Annotated in this window: 18 protein-coding genes; 10 read left to right on the forward strand and 8 right to left on the reverse strand. The window is 59.1% G+C overall.

Annotated elements, in window-relative coordinates:
• Positions 1–109 precede the first annotated feature (109 nt).
• Together serA and F3H87_RS06330 are read right to left on the reverse strand one after the other, a co-directional pair.
• On the reverse strand, positions 110–1,708 hold the full coding sequence (gene serA, locus F3H87_RS06325) for a phosphoglycerate dehydrogenase (RefSeq protein WP_149787748.1): 1,599 nt from the start codon (positions 1,706–1,708) through the stop codon (positions 110–112).
• A gap of 89 nt (positions 1,709–1,797) precedes the next feature.
• Complete coding sequence (locus F3H87_RS06330; protein WP_149787749.1) at positions 1,798–2,940, reverse strand: phosphoserine transaminase; 1,143 nt, start codon at positions 2,938–2,940, stop codon at positions 1,798–1,800.
• Between the two features lie 356 nt (positions 2,941–3,296).
• Between F3H87_RS06330 and F3H87_RS06335 the strand changes: the two genes are divergently transcribed.
• The 3 genes from F3H87_RS06335 (at position 3,297) to F3H87_RS06345 (ending at position 6,668) form a co-directional block, all read left to right on the forward strand.
• Positions 3,297–4,394, forward strand: a complete 1,098-nt coding sequence (locus F3H87_RS06335) for a helix-turn-helix domain-containing protein (protein ID WP_188129177.1) — start codon at positions 3,297–3,299, stop codon at positions 4,392–4,394.
• 244 nt (positions 4,395–4,638) lie between these two features.
• The gene (locus tag F3H87_RS06340; protein ID WP_149787751.1) at positions 4,639–5,994 is read left to right on the forward strand and encodes a plasmid recombination protein; all 1,356 of its coding nucleotides are present in this window, start codon (positions 4,639–4,641) and stop codon (positions 5,992–5,994) included.
• A complete protein-coding gene (locus tag F3H87_RS06345; RefSeq protein ID WP_149787752.1) occupies positions 5,991–6,668 on the forward strand; it encodes a hypothetical protein in 678 nt (225 codons plus the stop codon). Before F3H87_RS06340 ends, F3H87_RS06345 begins: the two co-directional genes overlap by 4 nt.
• A gap of 5 nt (positions 6,669–6,673) precedes the next feature.
• On the opposite strand, the gene F3H87_RS06350 is transcribed toward F3H87_RS06345, so the two are convergent.
• Positions 6,674–7,696, reverse strand: a complete 1,023-nt coding sequence (locus F3H87_RS06350) for a hypothetical protein (protein ID WP_149787753.1) — start codon at positions 7,694–7,696, stop codon at positions 6,674–6,676.
• A 94-nt stretch (positions 7,697–7,790) separates the two neighbouring features.
• The gene (locus F3H87_RS06355) at positions 7,791–8,036 is read right to left on the reverse strand and encodes a helix-turn-helix domain-containing protein (protein ID WP_149787754.1); all 246 of its coding nucleotides are present in this window, start codon (positions 8,034–8,036) and stop codon (positions 7,791–7,793) included.
• An 88-nt stretch (positions 8,037–8,124) separates the two neighbouring features.
• On the opposite strand from F3H87_RS06355, the gene F3H87_RS06360 reads away from it, so the two are divergent.
• The 4 genes from F3H87_RS06360 to F3H87_RS06375 all read left to right on the forward strand — a co-directional run bounded on the left by F3H87_RS06360 (position 8,125) and on the right by F3H87_RS06375 (position 14,372).
• The gene (locus F3H87_RS06360) at positions 8,125–8,931 is read left to right on the forward strand and encodes a ParA family protein (protein WP_149787755.1); all 807 of its coding nucleotides are present in this window, start codon (positions 8,125–8,127) and stop codon (positions 8,929–8,931) included.
• Positions 8,932–8,948: 17 nt separating this feature from the next.
• A complete protein-coding gene (locus tag F3H87_RS06365) occupies positions 8,949–9,803 on the forward strand; it encodes a hypothetical protein (protein WP_149787756.1) in 855 nt (284 codons plus the stop codon).
• Positions 9,804–9,872: 69 nt separating this feature from the next.
• A complete protein-coding gene (locus F3H87_RS06370) occupies positions 9,873–10,439 on the forward strand; it encodes a metallophosphoesterase (protein ID WP_149787757.1) in 567 nt (188 codons plus the stop codon).
• A gap of 339 nt (positions 10,440–10,778) precedes the next feature.
• Positions 10,779–14,372: a YobI family P-loop NTPase gene (locus tag F3H87_RS06375; RefSeq protein WP_149787758.1), complete on the forward strand. Its 3,594-nt coding sequence runs from the start codon at positions 10,779–10,781 to the stop codon at positions 14,370–14,372.
• Between the two features lie 1,018 nt (positions 14,373–15,390).
• On the opposite strand, the gene F3H87_RS06380 is transcribed toward F3H87_RS06375, so the two are convergent.
• Positions 15,391–15,915, reverse strand: coding sequence for a hypothetical protein (locus F3H87_RS06380; RefSeq protein WP_149787759.1), 525 nt, complete (start codon positions 15,913–15,915; stop codon positions 15,391–15,393).
• Between the two features lie 196 nt (positions 15,916–16,111).
• On the reverse strand, positions 16,112–16,774 hold the full coding sequence (locus F3H87_RS06385; protein WP_188129178.1) for a helix-turn-helix domain-containing protein: 663 nt from the start codon (positions 16,772–16,774) through the stop codon (positions 16,112–16,114).
• Positions 16,775–16,868: 94 nt separating this feature from the next.
• On the opposite strand from F3H87_RS06385, the gene F3H87_RS06390 reads away from it, so the two are divergent.
• The 3 genes from F3H87_RS06390 to serB all read left to right on the forward strand — a co-directional run bounded on the left by F3H87_RS06390 (position 16,869) and on the right by serB (position 19,382).
• Complete coding sequence (locus tag F3H87_RS06390; RefSeq protein ID WP_149791994.1) at positions 16,869–17,099, forward strand: hypothetical protein; 231 nt, start codon at positions 16,869–16,871, stop codon at positions 17,097–17,099.
• Positions 17,100–17,270: 171 nt separating this feature from the next.
• On the forward strand, positions 17,271–18,236 hold the full coding sequence (locus tag F3H87_RS06395) for a tyrosine-type recombinase/integrase (RefSeq protein WP_149787762.1): 966 nt from the start codon (positions 17,271–17,273) through the stop codon (positions 18,234–18,236).
• A 273-nt stretch (positions 18,237–18,509) separates the two neighbouring features.
• Positions 18,510–19,382 (forward strand): phosphoserine phosphatase SerB, encoded by an 873-nt coding sequence (gene serB / locus F3H87_RS06400; RefSeq protein WP_149787763.1) that lies wholly within the window; start codon positions 18,510–18,512, stop codon positions 19,380–19,382.
• A gap of 19 nt (positions 19,383–19,401) precedes the next feature.
• On the opposite strand, the gene F3H87_RS06405 is transcribed toward serB, so the two are convergent.
• Complete coding sequence (locus F3H87_RS06405) at positions 19,402–20,613, reverse strand: ABC transporter permease (RefSeq protein WP_149787764.1); 1,212 nt, start codon at positions 20,611–20,613, stop codon at positions 19,402–19,404.
• 15 nt (positions 20,614–20,628) lie between these two features.
• Complete coding sequence (locus tag F3H87_RS06410; protein WP_149787765.1) at positions 20,629–21,345, reverse strand: ABC transporter ATP-binding protein; 717 nt, start codon at positions 21,343–21,345, stop codon at positions 20,629–20,631.

Here is a 21,345-nt window from a genome sequence, read left to right on the forward strand (position 1 = left end):
ATGGCCTTAGCGGAAATGCGGGGCGGGAAAAAGGCGCTTGCCCCGCCGCAGGACAAAAGGCGCCACCCCGGCGGAGGTGGCGCCTTTTAGTGTCGCGTATCGCGCGGGATCAGGCTACGTCGAATTCCAGCGGCTTGATCTGGCGGAAAAGGCCGGTGTCATGCAGCGCCGTCAGCACCGAGGCGGGCGGTTCCGCATCGAGATAGAGCAGCGCGATCGCCTCGCCCCCGGCGGCCGCGCGGCCAAGGGTGAAGTTGGCGATGTTGACGCCATTGGTGCCCATCGTCTGGCCCAGCGTGCCGATGATGCCGGGCACGTCCTCGTTCGTGGTGTAGAGCATGTGGCTGCCCACCTCGGCGTCGATATTGATGCCCTTGATCTGGATGAAGCGCGGCTTGCCGTCCGAGAACACGGTGCCCGCGACGGACCGCTCGCGCTTGTCGGTGACGACGGTGACCTTGATATACCCTTCGAACGCGCCGGATTTGTCCTGGTTCGTCGTGCTGATCTTGATCCCGCGTTCCTTGGCGATCACGGGGGCCGAGACCATGTTCACATCCGGGTTCACCTTTTTCATGATGCCCGACACGACCGAGCAGTTCAGCGCCTCGAGGTTCATCGCGGCGACGACACCGTCGTAAAGGATGTTGATGGCCTTGATCGGCTCGTCCGTCATCTGGCCGATGAAGCTGCCCAGATGCCCGGCAAGCGACACCCACGGGCCCATGACCTTGGCCTCTTCGGCGGTCATCGACGGCATGTTCAGCGCGTTTTCCACCGCGCCGTCCAGCAGGTAGTTCGACATCTGTTCGGCCACCTGCAAGGCCACGTTTTCCTGTGCCTCGGTGGTGGCGGCGCCCAGATGCGGGGTGCAGACCACGTTGGGCAGGTTGAAAAGCGGGTTTTCGGTGGCCGGTTCGACGCTGAACACGTCGAAGGCCGCGCCGGCGACATGGCCCGATTTCAGCAGGTCGGCCAGCGCCTCTTCGTCGACAAGGCCGCCGCGGGCGCAGTTGATGACGCGCACGCCCTTCCTGGTCTTTTCAAGGTTTTCGCGGCTGAGGATGTTGCGGGTCTGGTCGGTCAGCGGAACGTGCAGCGTGATGAAATCGGCGCGTGTCAGCAGGTCGTCGAGGTCTTCGACCTTTTCGACGCCCATCTTCTCGGCCTTTTCGACGCTCAGGAACGGATCGTAGGCGACGACCTTCATCTTCAGGCCGCGCGCGCGGTCGCAGACGATGCCGCCGATATTGCCCGCGCCGATCACGCCCAGCGTCTTGCCGGTGAGTTCGACGCCCATGAATTTCGACTTTTCCCACTTGCCCGCATGGGTCGAGGCGCTGGCCTCGGGAATCTGGCGGGCCACGGCGAACATCATGGCGATGGCGTGTTCGGCGGTGGTGATCATGTTGCCAAAGGGTGTGTTCATCACGATCACACCCTTTTTCGACGCCGCTTCCTTGTCGATGTTGTCGGTGCCGATCCCGGCGCGGCCGATCACCTTGAGCCTGTCGGCCTTTTCCAGGATCGTCGGCGTAACCTTGGTGGCCGAACGGATGGCGAGACCGTCGTAATTGCCGATGATCTCGGCCAGTTTTTCCTTGTCCTTGCCCAGGTCGGGCATGAAATCCACGTCGATCCCGCGATCGCGGAAGATCTGGACGGCGGCATCGGACAGCTTGTCGGAGATGAGAACTTTGGGAGCCATGTGTTTGGTCCTTTGAAGCTATGTCAGGGGGTCATCAGGCGCTGCGCGCCGTCTTTGCGAAGGAAGGCGGCAGCCCTGACGAGTGTTCGTTATTGCGCGGCGATTTCTTCGTGGAACGCCCAGTCGAGCCAGGGCAGCATCGCCTCGATATCGCTGGTTTCCACCGTGCCGCCGCACCAGATGCGCAGGCCGGCCGGTGCGTCGCGGTAGGCGCCTACGTCCAGCGCCACGCCCTCGGCCTCAAGCCGCTTGGCGACGGCCTTGGCGAATGCGGCGCCGTCGGTGATCCGGTCGTCGGTGAATTTCAGGCAGACGCTGGTGTTCGACCGCGTGGCCGGGTCGTTGGCCAGATTGTCGATCCAGCCGCGGTCGTCGCAGAAATCCCAGATCGCCCGCGCATTGGCATCGGCCCGCGCCATCAGCCCCTTGAACCCGCCGACCGAGCGCGCCCAGTCCAGCGCGACGAGGTAATCCTCGACCGCCAGCATCGAAGGCGTGTTGATCGTTTCGCCGACAAAGATGCCCTCGATCAGCTTGCCGCCCTTGGTCAGGCGGAAAATCTTGGGCAGGGGCCATGCGGGGGTATAGCTTTCCAGCCGCTCCACCGCGCGGGGGGAAAGGATCAGCATCCCGTGGGCCGCTTCGCCGCCCAGCACCTTTTGCCAGCTGAAGGTGGTCACATCCAGCTTGTCCCAGGGCAGATCCTGCGCAAAGGCGGCGCTGGTCGCGTCGCAGATCGTCAGCCCGTCGCGGTTTGCGGGGATCGCATCGCCGTTGGGCACGCGCACGCCCGAGGTGGTGCCGTTCCAGGTGAACACGACATCGGTATTCCAGTCGACCGTGGCCAGCTCGACGATATCGCCATAGTCGGCGGTCTTTACCTCGGCGTCGATCTTAAGCTGCTTGACCGCGTCGGTCACCCAGCCCGCGCCAAAGCTTTCCCATGCCAGCATTGTGGCCTTGCGCGCACCCAGGAGCGACCACATCGCCATTTCCACCGCGCCGGTATCCGAGGCAGGCACGATCCCGATGCGGTAGTCGGCGGGGATGCCCAGCAGCTCGCGCGTGCCTTCGATCGCGTCCTTCAGCTTGGCCTTGCCCACCGCGGCGCGGTGCGACCGGCCCAATGCGGCATCGGACAGCTTGTTCAGGTCGAATGTGGGGATCTTGGCGCAGGGGCCAGAGGAAAAACGCGGGTTAGCCGGCCGCGTTGCCGGTTTGGTCATAGCCATGATGTGCTACCCTTCCAGATAAGCGCCCCTCGTTGGGGAGGGGTGTCCCAAGGCCGGGATTACTCGCACCCAGGAAAAACAGCAATAGATACATGGGCCAGAGATGCAGAAAAATGCAGCCCAATGTGGAACATTGCCGGAACGCAAGTTTCCGATTGGCACAAATCTGACACAAAGCGCGACACGCCGGATGCCCGCCGCAAGGTGCGGCTGCACAGGTCATGGAGTCTGCCGGGGAAAACAAAAATCGCCGAGGGAGCTGGCACTCCACTCGACGACATTTGGAAAATAGAAGCTTCGCGAAAAGATTACTGCAATCCGAGTCGCACCGCAAGCCGGACGATGGGGGTGCCGTCATGAGCGCCACCTATACCCATCAGGGCCTGCCCGAAGGCGTGAAGCCGTTTGACCTGCCGGACATGCTGGAGAAGCTGCGCATGAGGCTGGGGCTTCGGGACGAAGACATCACCTATATCCGCTACCTGCTGCGGAAGGTCCGCGCCGCCGATTTTCAACCGGGCCGGATATGCGCGGTCTGGGAGGCGGCTGCGACTCAGGCCGCCGATCTCGGGTTCAACACCCGGCGGATCACGCGGATTGCCACACGGCTGGAAACGCGCGGGCTGGTCCTGCGGACGGCCAGCAAGGGTGGCCGCCGGTTCGGACTGCGCGGGCCGGACGGCAGGATCGTTGCGGCTGGCGGGATCAATCTCGGCCCGCTGATCGAACAAGCGGGCGATCTGCTGCGCCTCATCCGGCATGAGGCGCGGGCGTCGGAGCGCCTGCGCGACCAGCGGCAGCGTGCCAACGATCTCATCAAGGTGATCCGCGCCCTCGATGCGGAGGGCGCGCTTGAAGTCGCGCGTGCCGTGTTTCCCAGATTGCGCCCTTCAGAGGTCAACGACCCGGAGCGGCTCGCCGGGATCATCGAGGCGCTAGAGGCTGTGCTGGCCGATTTTTCGACTGCTCCCGGTCGGACAACCGAGGCCGCCGGGTCGGACAGTTCGGGCCGACCAGATACCAACCCGGAAAAGAAAACCAAAACCTGTATGGCCGGGAAGCGGCGCGAAACGCAGCCGCTGCACACGACACCCGCACAGGTCGCCCTGCTGGCATCCCGCGACCTGCGCAAGGCCTTGGAGCTTTACTGGAGCGCCCAGGATCGAGGTGGGCACCTGAGTTGGGAGAGCGTCTTGGCGGCCGTTCGGGATCGCGTCCGTCAACTCGGGATTTCGGGTGCGTTCTGGGAACGACAATGCGATCTGCTCGGGCCTGATCGGGCGGCCCTGTGTCTGGTGATTGCAGATCGCAACGCTGAACGGACGGATGATTATCGGGTCCGTGACGCGGCCAGGGCTTTTGCGGGCATGGCGCGAAAGGAGGGGTGCCAGGGCGGGATCGTCAACAGCCTGCTGGGCGAGCTGATCGCATTCGCGGGAGGTCAGCAACGATGATGCTGGATGTTTGCTCCCCCGCTGCCTGCAAAGCGCTTACGATTCCCTTGGCGATCCCATCTCGTGCGCCACATACAGGGTTGGCGCGAGATGGGATCGCAGCCGCCAACGGTGGCTTCGATCCGGGACGGATCGGCGGCGCAGCCGCTTGGCGGGGTCGAGGGGCGCAGCGCTCTCGCCGACATGTTGCTTGCAACATAATAGTCGGTCCATATTGCGTTACTCCGAACGGGGGGCTTTGACGATGTCCGGCCCTCAATTCCTCCATATCCAGAGCTATTCCCTGAAGGCGAACCCTGCCGGTCAGTCGGTGGTTCAGATACTTGGCGAGGCTGCCCGGCAGCCGGAATATTCGGTGCATGTCGATAGTCCGACGCCGCCCAAAATCATCTATGGCGTGACGCCGGACGAGGTGCGCGAAAAGCATGACGAGATGGTCAAGTCCCGCACCATCGAGGTTAAACTTGCCAACGGGAAGACTGCCAATCGCGGCATTCGAAAAGACCGGCACACGCTGTTGACGGCAGTCGCGTCGTATCCGCTGCTGACCAGACAGGTCGGGGAAGGTCTGCCCGACCGCATGGCATATGAGCGGTGGATCGACCTGAACTTGAAGTGGCTACGCGACCAGTTCGGCGAGCAACTGGTTTCGGTCATTGAACATGTAGACGAGAAACACCCCCACCTTCACGCATTCATCTTGCCACTGGACGACCCGGATTGCATGGCGCGGCGGTTGAACCCTGCCTGGAAGGCCAAGGAAGAGGCCGAGACGCTGGCGAAGACCGATGGTCAAGCAGCCAAGGAGGCGGTGAAGCTGGGGAACCGCGCGTACAAGGCCAAGGCACGTGAATTGCAGGACGATTATTATGAAAAAGTCGGTTTGCCAGCAGGGCTGACGAGGACCGGGCCGAAACGCGAACGCCTAAGCCGCCAGCAATGGAAGGCGCGGAAGGAGGCGGCGAAACGTGAAGCCGAACTGCTCGATCAGATGAATGCCCGCGTCGACGACCTCGCCGATGGTCAGGCAGAGCTGGACGCGGAAGCAGAACGGAAGGCCGAGGAGATTGCGGCGAAGCTGGAAATGGCGGAATCGATTCTTGAAGGCGCCGAACGTGCCCAACAGGATGCCGAGCAGACGGCGCGTGCCATTATCGCGCGGGCAGAACGCGAGGCCGAACACCTGAACCGGCGCGTCCGCAGCGAGTTGTTTTATCGTCAGGACCGGCTCGAAACCGAAATCCAACAATTTGCCCAAACCCGGAAGGCGTTCGATGCGGAGAAAAAGCAGCTTCGTATGGAAGCCTTCACCGAGACGGCGGGTGTGACCGTCCGCGTCATACTGGGCGTGTTCACGGGCCGTGTGGAGCTGACCGATGATCGAAAACGGCTGCGGATCGACGATCCGTCGTTGGCGCAGTCCGTGACGCGATTGGAGCTGACCGCTGCCCTTTGCAAGGTTGTCGCAGTCGTTGAGTTGGTCTGGCACCGGCTGACCGGCAGGTTATCCGAAGCGGAGCTGCAAGCCGAGCGGCACCGGGCAGAGCAAACCTTGAAACCGACAGTTCACAAAAACCACCGGGGGCCTGACCCCTCATGAGCGATCTCGACAAGCGTATCGCCAACCTTCGGGAAAGACGGGACGGCAACATCAAGCTGGTCGGGCGGGAAACCGAACGGCTCAACCAGAAGGTTGCGGCGCTGGATAACGCGGTTCAGCAGGCCTTTGACCGAATGAAGCTGTGTGAGGCGAAGGCCGCTCAGGTGGATGCGGAAATGGATCGGCTGGTTGGAAGGCTTGGCAAGCTGCGCAGCCTCCTCCTTGCCGGAATACTGGTGATCTTGCTGGCGGCAATTGCGATCCTCGCGGTGGCTGCGTGGTCCGGGGCAAACATCCGACAGGCGGCGCGACAGGAGGCTGCGACCATCCGAATGCAGAACGCGACCGAAATCGCTCAGGCACGCCGAGAAGGCGAGGAGGCACTGGCCGGGCTGCACCAGCAATTCGCAGAGCAGAGAGCATCAATCGAAGGGCAGATCGTGGAAATTGGCGCCGACCTGGCAATGCTGTCCGAAGAGCGCGACGCAGCGCGAACGGAACTCGAACGGTTCCGCGATCTGCGGGACCGGATCGGCTTCCACCTTGCGGACTACCGGGGAAGAGTGGTGATTATCGTGCCGGAAGGCCAGGAAATCCGGGGCTGGCGAGCGCCGGGCCTGTCAGACCTGGCCCGATACAACGGGCGGGTGTTTCGGATACGGGAGGTAGAGTAGCACGCCTACTGTTGTGCTTCTCGCGCGGCGTCCAGTTCTGTCATGGCCTCGCCGATTTCTGTGCGTATCGTTGCAAAGTAGTTCTCTGCGCGACTGAGCGCCCCGGTGGATTGCTGCACATCCTCCAAGGTTAGACCCTGGACGACGGCAAGGTTCTCTTCCAGCCATTGACGGTGCCTGCCTTGTGCGCGGCCCACACATCCCCAAGGTTGCATACCCGAAACCATGCTGCCGTAGGCTTCGCAGGCTGCGTTCAGTTCCTCATGGAGATCGGGCAATTCGGAAGCCAGCCTTTGTCCTTCAGCTTTTGCGTTATCCAGACGGAGCACCAGTTCTGCGTTCTGAGCTTCTGCTTCCGCGAGGGCTGCGGTCAATTCAGACCGTGCGTTGTCCAACACGTTTTGCGCCTCGGAAATAGCTTCGACCAACCTCTCCCCAGGGCGTATGCCGAAACGTGCTGTGCCGTCAGGGTCATCCAGTGCCACCAGGGTGTCCTCACCTTGCGAGATCAGGCGTTCGGCGCGGCCGCTGTCACACAGTCGGGGCTGACGTGCACGGAGGCGCAACCCTTGGGATTCCGCTTCATTCTGAACCGCCTCAATCGCTTCACAGATTTCCGCGAAGTCAGATACTAGGCCCCGCGCCTTGGCGAGGTCTGACCGCAGGGCCTCTGCCTCATCCATAGTTGCATTGGCTTTCAGCACAGTCGCGATTTCAAGCGCTTGGATCGCGGTCGCGGGGCGTTCGAGGTCGCGCATCATCAGGGTGGGGTGTTCGGACAAAAGGCGTTCGAAACGCGCTCTGCAATCGGCCTGCATGATGGTCAGCAATTCAGCGGGCACATCGTCCCGGTCATCCAGACGGCCGGATACCGCATCAAGGCATTCCAGCTTCCACGCAGGCACACTTGCCGCTTCAGGATCGTTGCCAGTGAGAAAACCCCGGAGAGCGTCCTCTGAAGTATCGGCAACTGTCATCGACGGGAGCGACAATAATAAAATAAGGCAAAAGCGCGGGAGAGTTTGCATACCGGATACCTGCAACCAGAACGGGATTCTGCGCTTTTGTCGACGATCTTTGCCTAAGCTGCAAGTGATGTGTGAAACAGTTTTCAGAGATACCTCAGCCAGTTAACTCTTCTTCGATTGCTAAAACAAAATCGCTCATCCTGATCCCGAGGCCATCGCACAACCCGCGCAGCGTCGAAAGGCTCGGCTGATGCCGACAGCTTTCCAGCAGCGAGATGTAACGCATGCTTTTGCCCGCCCGGTGGGCCAGTTCTTCCTGAGATAGGCCCGCGCGTTGTCGCTCACGTCGAAGCACCGTCGCGAAGGCGGTCAACAGGTCTTTGTCTGTTTTTTCGCTCATTGCCCGAAGAGCGGGCAGAACGGCAATTGCTTCTATGAAGTATTCTATGAATAATGAAGTATACTGTGAGTTTCTCGGAGGTTAGGCCATGCAAATCATCACCATCTTCAACCCGAAGGGCGGCACGGGAAAGACCACGGTCGTCATGACGATTGCCTCGGGCCTGATCGAAGCCGGGGAGCGTGTAGCGGTCCTCGATCTTTCGCAGCCCAGAGAATCCAGCCTGGAAGGGTCGCGCTTCATAACCATGTGGGAAGATGCGATGGTCGAGACCGGCGTTGGCGCGGATCAGCTCGTCACGGCACCTGCCAAAGACGCGGCCGCGATGAACCGGGCGCTGGATGGCTTTGCCCGCCAAGGTTTCGATTACGTGCTGGTGGATACCGGCACCTATGTGGACCGTCGCACTATCGACGCGCTGGAACAGAGCAAGCTGGTGATCGCGCCGTTCCGGTTCGCCCAGGAAGCCGCGTGGGCAAGCCACTGGTTCGCCGAGAACAGCTTCGATCTTGCCCCGGTCTTCGGCCTTTCGACCGGTGCCGTCGATCTGGAAGAAGAGACGCTGGCCTGCGCGACGTTTACCACCGGGCCTGTGCTGCGGAAGCGCCTGCCCGCTAGCTACCTGCTCGATACGCAGTTCAAGAGCGGGCATCTTTTCGCCCGGAAACGGCGCAAGGCGTTCGCGCCGGAAGATCGCTCGCCCAAAGCCCGTGCATACTGGTGGGGCGCCTATGCCGCCCGCGCGGAAGTCATGGCTTTGTGCCTTGAAATTATCGACATCCTGAAGGTCGGCACGCCGCGCGGCTATATCGTCAATCGACCGTTGGCGACCGGCGATGCCTTCGCCCATTTGCGCGGGCTGCTTGAGGCCGACGCAGAACTGTTCACCGGATAAAGAGTGGAGTCTACCCAATGAAACCGTTCCTGATTTCTGTCCTTTTCACCACGTTTCCCATCGCCGCTGTCGCCGAAGATCAGCTCGTGCCGCTCGATACGATCCCGGAACGCCCGTATCCTTACGAGATTGTCGGCACGCAGCCCGGTGACGATCTTGAAGCGATCATGCAGGTCTTCACCGAGCGAACGGGCGCGGAGCCGTATGGCGATACCGAGGTGATCCGCGTCCAGTCGCCCGAAGGCCGCGCCTTCGAGGTCCCCCTTGATGTCTGGCGCAACATTGGCGGTCTGAGCAGGCAGGAGATCATCGGGAGGTCCAACCGGGACTACGAGGAGGCCTTCCGTGTCGAGATGGCAACGGACGCACTGAACGGCACGCCTGTGGTCATCAACCGGTCCATGCGCTTGCCCACAGGCGAGCTGCCTGAAGCCCTGGCCCTTCGCGCCCAGATCGAGGACACCTACGGCCCGCCCTCCAAGGTGGACATGAACGACCACGGTTCCATGACGATGGTCTACGCCTGGGGCGACGGCGGGTTCATCCCCGACCTTGACGCCCAGCCCGAACGCGAGATCACCTACATGGATCGCGGTCGCGAACGCACCGAAACCTACCAGCCCTGTATCGGCAACCAGGCCTATAGCGGCAGTGTCGAATACCGCTTTCGGCATCCGAGAGAACGCGGGATCATGCCGGGTTGTGTGGCTGTCTTCCAGATCAGCCACACTGGCAAGCCCGGCCAGACCTCGATCTCCTTCAAGATCACGGATTATGAGCTGGCCCGCCTGAACACGGCCGAGACCGACCGCCAGATCGTCGAGGCCCTGACCGGCGAGCAGGACGTCGAGGCATCGGATATGGATTTGTGACGATACCTTTGCGATCTGCTAATGGTGTGCGTCCCCGGCCAGGCCGGGGGCAACGAAGGAATTTGGACAATGGTGAACTGGTATACCGCCGACACCCATTTCGGACACGAGAACATCATCCCGTTTTGCGGGCGGCCGTTTCGCCATGTCGGTCACATGGATTCCATGCTGATCGAGAACATGTGGAAGGTTGTGCAGCCGGATGATGACCTCTGGATCATCGGCGATTTCGCGTTCGGCCCGAAGGCAAAAGACCCGGAGTATCTCGATATCCTGTTCGGCCAGCTTCCCGGTGCTCGCAAACATCTGATCGTGGGCAACCATGACCTGGCCCCGACGCTGGCCCTGCCCTGGGACAGCATCTCGCACCTGACCGAAGTCCGGGACGGGCCGGATGGCCTGCATCACACGCTCTGCCACTACCCGATGATCACCTGGAACGGCGCTCGCAAGGGGACGCTCCAGCTCTTTGGCCATGTGCACAACAACTGGCAGGGATCGCGGAATGCGGTGAACTTGGGCGTCGATCAATGGGATTTCATGCCGGTGTCGTTTCAGCAGGTGGCGCAGCGGGCGAAGCGGCTGCCGGTGAACCAGCATTGGGGGGATGTGGAACGAGGGCGGGTGTTGATATGACGCTGCCGGAAGATGAAAAGCCGGGTCGTTAACGCTTCGGAATACCGGGTTTAATCCAGCCTTCGTGCTGGAGGTTTGAGTATCGAACGGCGGGAAGCAGCCATTCGCTGCGGGTGCTGGAACGCTACGAAAGCGGACATTCTGCTGGGTTTCCTAGCCAGACAAGCTCCGAATTTAGTTTCATCTTACCTGCTGCAGCAAGTTCTTCTGATGTGAAAACGGCACTGGCCATCTAGCGGTCCGCGCCCCAGATTACAGTGGTACTCTCTTCTTCCAGATACGAAGTCTAGGTGATAGGATCACGCAAATCCACAAAATCTAGAGAGTAAAGTAGAATCAGTGGCCAGCTTCAAGTCCTTACTAAAGTATATCTGGTCATTCATCGCCGGGCCTGGAAACAGAGCATCACAGAAATCGCGCTATGTTGATCTCGCCCCGACAAGCGACGCTGATGAAGAGGGCGTTTATGCAAGAGCTCTGAGTTTCGCTACTAGTAATGCGAATGTCTTCAACATCGCGCTCACAGGCCCATACGGATCGGGCAAAAGCAGTGTCATCAAGTCCTTCTTGAAGCGATACCGCGGTAAGCATCTTTCCATTTCGCTAGCTTCATTTCTGCCAGATGCGGAAAGCGATCAGCCCGAAGTCAACCGACAACAAATAGAACGCAGCATCTTGCAGCAGATGCTATACGGGCCCGACGCGGACAAACTGCCGTTGTCGCGCTTCAAGCGGATACAGAAGCCTAAAAGGATCGCACCTTTGATGTCTTTGCTGGCTTTGGTGGGATTTTTTTCGGCTTGGCACTTATTTCAAAACAGAGCGGAAATCGCATCCGGGGCATTCTTTACGCCGATTGGGTTAAAAAATTGGCTAAATTTTCTTACGTTCTTGATCGGCTTTCTCTTTTTGTGGCGTGTTCTGCACCAGCTCTACGTCAAGAGCTTGGGCGTATCGGTCAAGAGCATCTCACTCAAAGATGTGGAGATGTCGACAAATGAAGCCGACAAAGAGTCGATACTCAATCGGCATTTGGATGAGATTATCTATTTTTTCCAATCCACGAAATACGACCTAGTGATTATTGAAGACCTAGACCGCTTTGAAGAGCCGGCGATTTTTGTCACACTTCGAGAGATAAACGGATTAATCAATGCCAATAACCGTGTGACGCGAAGAGTGCGTTTTCTCTACGCTTTGCGCGACGACATGTTCGTCAACAAAGACCGCACCAAGTTCTTCGAATTCATTGTTCCGGTGGTTCCAATCATCAATGCCTCAAACTCAATCGATAAGGTTCTTGTCGAGGGCAAACGACTCGAGCTGGATACAAGGCTTAACCCGCAGTTCTTGCGCGAAGTATCGCGCTATCTGAGCGACCTTAGACTGATCAAGAATATCTTCAACGAATATGCGATTTACATCGACAATCTGGAACAGGAAGAGAAAGGCGTTCTGGATCCCAACAAACTCGTGGCGGTTCTAATCTACAAGAATGTTATGCCGGACGATTTTGAGAGCCTACATCAACAGAAAGGCAAGATCGCGGCCATCTTGCAGCGCTACGACGAGTGTGTTGCCAGCATCGAGATGGACCACAAAGCTGCCATTCGCGAAATTGAAGCAGAGATCGCTGAAGCTGAAGAACAGCACCCTCGCGATTTGAAAGAACTACGCAGAGTCTATGCGATGGCCATTTTAGATCGTCTGCAGAACAACCACTCAATTGTGCGTATTCGCAATGTCGATATTCAACCTCAAAAATTGACCGATCACGAACTTCTCGAAGAAATTATTGAAACCTCAATTGTGCAACAACGCTCAATTCAAGGGCATCAAAGGGAACTGGACCTGTCCACACTGCAAAAGGACGTTGATACCAGGCGTAGCTACAAAGAGCGCAAAGAATTGATCCAGCGCAAGTCTTCGGAGCATCGAGAAGGTGCTGCGCGCAGAATCCAAAAACAGAAAGATCAGATAGCTTCGCTCCGTCGTTCAAAGTTCAGCACCATCATCCAAGCCTGTTCGGACAACCTAGAAGATGATCTGGCTGCCCTTGGTGAGAACAGAGATTTGATCCAGTACCTGCTCTTTGAAGGGTTCTTGGACGATACCTACTATCAATACATTTCTCTTTTCCATTCTGGTCGCCTGTCGCCCAGCGACAATAAGTTTCTGATCCAAATCCGCGGCTTTAAAACACCTGACCCAGACTTCCAGATCGACAACCCGGCGGAAGTTGTTGCAGGCATGCGTGAGGAAGATTTTGAGCGTGGCTATGTCCTGAACCGGCACCTCATCGACCATATGCTGGAAAACGTATCAGAGCATAAGGGACGTCTTGAGCAAGCGATGAAATTTATCGCTCGCAATTTTGAAGGATCTCAGGAGTTCTTCGAGAGCTTTTACACAAATGGGCGGCAGATATCACAGCTTATGAATGAGCTCGCGAAGCATTCACCTGGCGTGGCAGACTTAGCGGTGAAAGCGCCGAATGCTCCTTACCACATTGCTCACTTGGTCAATTTCCTACCTCCGAAGATGCTGACGGACACAATAAATCGCACAGGGACTGTGTCGGGATACCTCAATGAAGGCCTGGTGGATGTCCTGAACACGGGAATTGATCTTGAACTAGGTCGTCTAGAGGCACTTGGTGTTCAAGTCGTAAGCCTAGCTGATATTGCCGATCATCATGCTGCTGCGAAGTTCGTTGTTGAGAATGCCCTATATCGTATTTCATACGATAACATTCGCCATGTCATCGCATTAAGTGCTGATGCGACGACATTGGCCGGTCTTGAGACCCACAATTTTTCAACCATACGCGAACTTGGTCCACAACACCTTCAAGACCATATTGAGCAGAACTTTGGCACCTACCTAACGGATGTTGTGCTGCCGCTAGAAGAGAATACGCATGAGAGCAAAGACGCAATCGTACTCGTACTCAAACGCGACGATGTAGACGAAAGTGTTTTGACCGAATTTCTTGTGAAGCAAGACGCGGTTTTTGAGAGTTTGGACGAGGTGCCAACCCGGTTCTACTCCACACTCATCGAGCACAATATGGTCGAACCGAAATGGGAGAACTTGATACGCTACACGAGTCTTGAAAAATACAGCGGCGATCTCCTGACTGCCTTTATGCAGGATGGTAGCAACAAACAGGCCCTACTGGCGGATCACTATGAAAACAATAAGGATAGCCTAGCGCTCAGCCGCTTCATTCTCAAAAATGAAGAATTCTCAGATGCTGAGCTACGGGACTACTTGAATATCGTTCCCGTGACATTCACGAATTTTCCTGAGAAAGAAAACGCCTCTAGACGCCAGATTTTGGTCGAAGAGGGTGTGATTGGCTTCAACGACGATACGTTCGGCGCGGCATCAAAAGAAGACGAGCTACTGATCGCGCTGCTGGTTCAGCATATCGGCGCGTTTCTTGAGAAGAAGTCCGACTATCTTGTTGAAGATCGAATTTTGGCCGCGCTGCTTGAAGAGGAGATATCCGAAGCGCAGAAGCTTGAAATTGCCCGTGGCATTAATGCGAGCACTGTAGCGACCGATCCTCAAATCGCTGCTATCGTCGGGCCGGTGCTTGATCGTTCTGACGTCGCGTTCAAGGATTTCGACTTTGAGTACATAAAATCAGTCATCATAAACTCCTCTCCCACGAGAGTTAAAATTTCTTTGCTGAACAAATGCCAGAGCTTTATGAGCGAAGACCAAGTCAGGCTGGTCATTGCGGGCTTGCCTGCGCCGTACTCAACGATTGCCGAATTTTGGGTTTATCCGAGAATTAAGAATACGGAACAAAACCAAGTGTTGGCAGAGTGGCTCGAAGAACGAGGAATCATCTCGTCATGGAGCAAAACACTTCTTGGCGATATCCGCATCAACACTTTCAGGCGGGCCCGCGGCGAAAGCTGAGTTTGAGGCGAAGGGCTTCACAGATCACGGTTTGGACGTATCGCGGTTTCATACAGCTCCCTTGGTAGACTCCATTTCAGCTAAGGGGTAGCGTCAAAGTAACACTCCCGGCACGGGATGGGCTCGCTACACTCGACTTCTCATGGTCATGGGTAAGTCAATACGACTCGCATCATGTTTTGCTCTTGCAGCGAAAGTCGGCAATGCGGACTGCGACCACGGCATCGAGGGACTGTGCCGGATGTCGGCTATGGGCCGCCACTAGCGTGCGCCGAACTTGCCAAACATCGGGCGCGAACTTGTCCAAAGAGCATCCTCAAGGTCTTGGACAAGGGCAGTATTTAATTCGCCGCGAACAACGGAGACCTCCACGCGTAGTCTATTTTCCGTATTGGGACACCATAGGTGCATCTTTAGTGCATATGTTCCTGCCGCGCAGTTGTTCAAATGCTGCGGAAGCCTGTCCCTAATTGTTCGTGAACTACCAACATAGACGGTTCTGCTTCCAGCCACTCCGTTGTTTCGAGCCAGCTTGACACCGTCTGGTGGTACGTACTCTTCAAAAGCCAGTCTCAACCGGTTTGCGCCATCTTGGTCATTCACTGTGAGGCGGTAAATGGCCGCACAATCGATGTCCTCGCCGAGCAATGGTGTGATCCAATCCCGGATCTGAGCAGCGTTGACCCCCGCTCTAATCTGCTCGAATGAAAAGTCTCGCTGAAATACATCCGTGAGCTGTGCGTTATCGATAGCTGCAACTCGATTCCGAAGGTTTTGGCGAGCAAGATCCAACACTGCATTATTAATCAAACTGCCGATCTCCTCAGTAGTGTCTCGATAGTATCGTCTAGCCAATTCCGAGACGGAACACCAAGGCAGCCTTCGATTTGGTATCTTCTCTCAATGTCAGGAATGTGGGCTGCAACCGCAGCATCTCAAGATGCTTCCTGATGGCCGGTGTGGTCCGTCCCCGGTCTAGGCGGCGTCAGCCTACGAACTCGCAGGAAATCATTCGGACCTAGCAATTTATGCCATTCTGGTTCCTGGCTTCTCTAGCGGAGGCTCCTTCGGGCTCTTCGTATCTCCCATGTGCCCCCAGAAACGATCCCTTCGGGTGATACTTACCGTCCGAGCCAAGAAACGAGCCAGGTAGGTGGTACTTTCCATCACTTCCAATGAATGATCCGGCAAAGTGGTACTTCCCGTCCTGCCCGAGAAAACAACCAGCCGGGTGGTACTTGCCATCCTGGCCGAGGAAAGCGCCTCCAGGATGATATCTTCCATCCTGACCCAAAAAAGAGCCAGCGGCGTGATACTGCCCGTCTTGTCCTAGAATTGCACCAGCGGGATGGTACTTGCCATCGGCGCGAAGAGTTTCGCCTTTGCGGTGATATTTGCCATCTTGCCCAAGAAATGAACCGGGAGCGTGATATCGACCGTCTTGACCAAGGAAGTACCCCTTGGGATGGTATCGGCCATCTTGTCCCAAGAATGAACCAGTCGGATGATACTTTCCGTCTTGGCCGAGGAATTTTCCGGTCATGCATGCCTCCCTAGATGCGGAGAGAACTTTTGGCGAACATAAGGGTAAATCGGTCACTCTGCAATCAGCATTTTCATAATCAAGAGTTCCGCATTTCACGCCTCGACCGTCAGACATGCGGCGAGGTTCGTGATTGGCGGCTTCAGGGAAGCTGCACCACAACATCTACAGCGTCCTGAAGGACAGCTCCGGGCCGCTAGTCGGCTCCCGCCGCATCTCTCCCCTGTGCTCCGCCCAAATCCTCATCCACCATGCGCTGCCATGTGGCCATGTCACGTTCATACTGATCTTGGTCCTCGCCGTAGTCTTCCCAGAAGGGCGGTGCGGGCAGGTCTTCGGGGTGGAAACGGTAGCGCGTGACCATCTTCACGGCATCACGAATGACCTGGGGGTGGATGCGCAGCGCCCCGTCCCAGTCATACGTTACGACAAGTCGCGCGACCTTGGTGCGGGTGTTCATGTCCATGTCGGGATACTCGGCGTCCAGGAAGCGCAAGACGGTGCAAAAATCGCTGATTGCACTTTCGATGGTCTCGGGTCGGGCACGAGCGGGCCTGCCCAGCAGGATTTCGTTCATGTCCACGCCTGTCAGCACGGCCAGGCGAACCAGAACGTCAGATGATATCGTGCGCTGGCCTCGCTCGTACCCGTAATAGGTGCGCGGCGTCACTTCCATCAGCTCGGCCATCTCCTGTTTGTTCAGCTTGAGGCGCAAGCGAAGGTTTCGAAGGTTCTCATGAACCGCGCTGTCCGGGCCGTTTCTGCGAACTGCTTCTTCGCGTGCGCGGTCGCGGTCTTCTTCGGCTTCTTGCCTCAAAAGCTCGTCTTTGGACCTTGCGCGGAACTTGTAGTTCGTCATTACATACCTCATTTCGGAAACAAGTTACCGTTATTATATATTAAAACAAGATAGTATTTACACTTATGTTGGGGGTGTAGCAAACTGCAAGAAGATGCAGGAGACCGGTGACGCCATGTCAGAATTGTTGGCAAAGGGGCAAACGCCCGAGAAATGGAGTGAAACTCTGATGAGCCACGGGGTTCATGTTTCGCCGCGCCTTATCCGCTCCAAAGCCCGGCGGTCAGGTCAATACTACAAGATCGATCGCCTCATGCTGCTGACGCCCGAGCAGTTGGAAAAGCTGCTGGCCGTGGAAGGAGGGGCCGGGCATGGCCAATCGTGAGGCGCAACTCCTCCATCCCGAATACACGACGCCCGCCGAACTGGCAGGTCACCTCGGCATGTCCGTGCGGACGGTCAAGGAGAAGGTCGCTGAAATCGGCGCTTACGCCAAGCTGGGCCGTCGCCGCGTCATGTTCCCCCACCACGTTCACGATTTCATGGAGGCGATCCAATGCCGCTCACACTCCACCGACGAGGCAAAAACTGGCACTACCGGGGGACCGTGGCCGGAAGGCGATTACGCGGCTCTACGGGCACGGCTGACCGCTCCATCGCGGAACGGATCAAAGCCGAGGTCGAGGCAAAAGCGTGGGACAGGCGGTTCGACGGGCCGGGGGCGGGGCTGACGATGGCGCAGGTTTTCACCGCCTATCTGGATGCGGACAAGCCGGAGAGATTCCTGCTGCGTCTGGCAGACTATTGGAAGGATACGCTTGTCGAGAATGTGCGCCCCGAGACGGTGCGCCAGGCGGCGAAGAAGATCTACCCCGGCGCAGCGGAACCGACCTGGAACCGCCAGGTCATCAAGCCGACGCAGGCCGCCATCAACTATGCTGCGGAGCTTGGCTGGTGTCAGCGGATTTCAGTGCGGCGATACACCGAGAACCCGGAACTCAAGACGCCTGCCACTCTGGAGTGGGTGCTGGCGTTCTCGGATCAGGCGGCGAAGGATGATTTACAGCATCTCGGTGCGCTGTGCCTCTTCATGTTCGGGACCGCTGCAAGAGTGGGAGAGGCCTGCCGCCTTCAGTGGCGCGATGTCGATCTGGACAACGCGACGGCCAAAATCCACCTCTTCAAGCCGACGCCGTGGAGCCGGACCGCGCATTTGCAGCCTGCCCTGGTGGAGGCGCTGGAAGCGCTGCCTTCCAACCGCAGCCCGGATGAGCGCGTTTTCAAATACACGGGTCGGGGGAGCGTTCGTGGCCCTTGGAACAATGTCGCGAAGCGGGCAGAGATCGAGCGGTTGACGCCGCATTGCTGCCGCCACGGCTTCGCGACCTCGATGTTGCGCAAGGGTTATGATGTAAAGACCGTCGCAGTGCGTGGAGGGTGGAAAGATGCGACCACCGTACTGCGCACCTATGCCCACGCAATCGAGGATCAGACCGTCACGGATGTGCTGTTTGACACATGAGTGACACAGCGCCATACTGCGTCACGCGCAACAATCTGAAAATAAAGGAGAAAAGCGCCATGAACATGACCCCTCGTTGGGAGGGGTGTCCCGTGGACGCAGATACGGGTGCGAGTGCCGTCTGGCAAGCGCAGAAATGACGCAGCAGCGGCGGTTGACCCGCAAAATGCGACATTGCGCGTTCCGATAGGAAACTCGGGCCGGTGGGGTGGCGGTGCGGTCCGACTTGGCGCTATAGAGCCTGCGAATCCCATGTGGCCGGAGGTTTGCCCCGTGTTCATCTGCACCCTGATCGCCGAACCCGGCACGCTGGACCCTGCGCTGGTGGACAGCTTGCGCAATGCCTGGGGCGGGGGCGATGCGCACTGGTTGTCGCCGGACGAGGCGGCGGAGTTCTCGCTGGCCGGGATGCCCGCCAACCGTTGGGAGGTGTGGGCCGATGTGCAGAAACTGGGTGTCGATCTGGTGATCCAGCCCGCGCAAGGGCGGCGCAAGAGGATGCTGCTGGCCGATATGGACAGCACCATGATCCAGCAGGAATGCATCGACGAGCTGGCCGATGAGGCCGGGGTGGGCGCACACGTCAAGGACATCACTGCCCGCGCGATGAACGGAGAGCTGGATTTTGAAGGCGCCCTGACCGAGCGTGTGGCGCTGCTGAAAGGGCTGGAGGCGCAGGTGATCGACCATGTGCTGGCAACCCGCATCACCTATATGCCGGGCGGGGCGGCGCTGCTGGCGACGATGAAGGCGCATGGCGCGCATACCGTTCTGGTGTCGGGCGGGTTCACCGCGTTCACGGCCAAGGTGGCGGCCGAGCTTGGCTTTCACGAAAACCGCGCCAACACGCTGCTGATCGAGGGTGGCAGGCTGACCGGCGAGGTCGCCCGCCCGATCCTGGGCAGGCAGGCCAAGGTCGACGCGCTGGAACAGGTCACCGCGCGGCTGGGCCTGACCGAGGGCGATGTGATCGCCGTGGGCGACGGGGCCAACGACCTCGGGATGCTGCACCGGGCCGGAACCGGCGTGGCGCTGCATGCCAAGCCCGCGGTCGCGGCGGAATGCGAGGTGCGGGTGAACCACGGCGACCTGACGGCGCTGCTGTATCTGCAAGGCTACGCTCGGTCCGAGTTCGTCCTGCCCTGACGCGGATGCGTGGCCGCGATCACTGGTGCCTCAGCGCCTCGATCGGGTCCATGCGCGCGGCGGCGCGTGCCGGGAAATAGCCAAAGATCACGCCCACCACCGCCGAGAAGGCGAAGGCCATCAGCACCACCGTCGGGTCGGGGGCGAAGGGGATCGACATCAGGTTCGATGCGAATGCGGCCAGCCCCAGCCCCAGCAGGATGCCCAGCACGCCGCCCAGCAGCGACAGCACCACGGCCTCGACCAGGAATTGCATCATCACCTGCCGCGCCTGCGCGCCCACGGCAAGGCGGATGCCGATCTCGCGCGTTCGTTCGGTCACCGACACCAGCATGATGTTCATGATACCAATGCCGCCCACCAGCAGGCTGACCGCCGCCACGGCGGACAGCATCCCGGTCAGCACATCGTTGATCCCCGTCAACATGCTGGCGATCTGTTTCATGTCGCGCACGTTGAAATCGTCATCCTCGCCGGGGCTGATGCGTCTGATCTCGCGCAGCAGGGAGTCGATCTCGGCCTTGGCCGCGTCGGTCGAGGCCCCGTCGCGTACGGCGACATAGATCATCCCGACATCGCGGTTGCCCGCGATCCGGCGCTGGAACAGCCGCATCGGCAGCATCACCACGTCGTCCTGGTCCTGCCCGAAGGTCGACGCGCCCTTGGGCTCCAGCAGGCCGATCACCTCGCAGCTGATTGCGCCGATGCGTATCTTCTGGCCCACCGGGTCGCCGCTGCCGAACAGTTCCAAGCGCACCGTTTCGCCCATGATGCAGACCGCGCGGCCGGCCTTTTCCTCGGCCGCGTTGAAATTGCGCCCGGCGATCAGCGGCCAGTCGGTCGCCATCAGGTAGCGGCTGTCGGTGGCCGTGATCTGGGTGCGGTAATTCTCGTTTCCATAGACCACGGTCGCCGATGAGCTGCCCATCGGCGCCGCGGTTTCCACCAGCGCGATCTCTTCGGCGATCCGGTCCACGTCCTTCATCTCGAACGGTTTGCTGGCGGCGTTCGAACTGCCTGGCCCCATGCGCGCCTGTCCGGGGCTGATCATCAGGATATTCGTGCCCAGCTTTTCCACATCGCTGGTCACCTGATCGGACGAGCCCTGTCCGACCGTCACCATCGCGATCACGGCGGCCACCCCGATCACCACCCCCAACACCGTCAGGAACGACCGCAGCGCGTTGCGAAAAATCGCCTTGAGCGCCAGCTTCACGGTTTCCCAAAGCACCTCAGCCCGCCTTTCTCATGCGGCCTTGCCGGGCCGGCCGTCGCGGGCGATCTTTCCGTCCACCATCCAGATCAGCCGGTCGGCATAGGCCGCCATGTCGTCCTCATGCGTGACCATCACGATGGTCAGGTCAGGGTTTTCCTGCCTCAGCCCGGTCAGCAATTGCATGATCTCGACCGAGCGCCGGGTATCGAGGTTGCCGGTCGGTTCGTCGGCAAGGATCACCTCGGGCGAGCCCGCCAGCGCCCGGGCCATCGCCACGCGCTGCTGCTGCCCGCCGGACAGTTGCGAGGGATCGTGATGCTCGCGCCCCTCCAGCCCGACCTGCTGCAATGCCTGCCGCGCGCGCGCGATCCGTTCCTCTGGCGGCAGGCCCTTGTAGATCAGGGGTAGTTCCACGTTATCGAGCGCCGTCGTCCGGGGCAGCAGGTTGTAACCCTGGAACACGAAGCCAAGGAAATTGCGCCGCAGCAGCGCCCGCTGGTCGTGGCTGAGCCGGGCGATTTCCACCCCGTTGAAATGGTAGCTGCCGCCGGTCGGCCGGTCGAGGCAGCCGATCACGTTCATCGCGGTCGATTTGCCCGACCCGCTTGGCCCCATGATCGCCACGAACTCGCCGCGCCTGATATCGAGGTCGAGCCCGTCCAGCGCGCGCACCTCTGCCTCGCCCTTGCCGTAAACCCGCGTGATCCCGCGCATACGGATCAGCGGCATGTCCTCGTCTTCGGCCAT

It is taken from the genome of Lutimaribacter pacificus (assembly GCF_900142185.1).
GTDB lineage: Bacteria > Pseudomonadota > Alphaproteobacteria > Rhodobacterales > Rhodobacteraceae > Lutimaribacter > Lutimaribacter pacificus.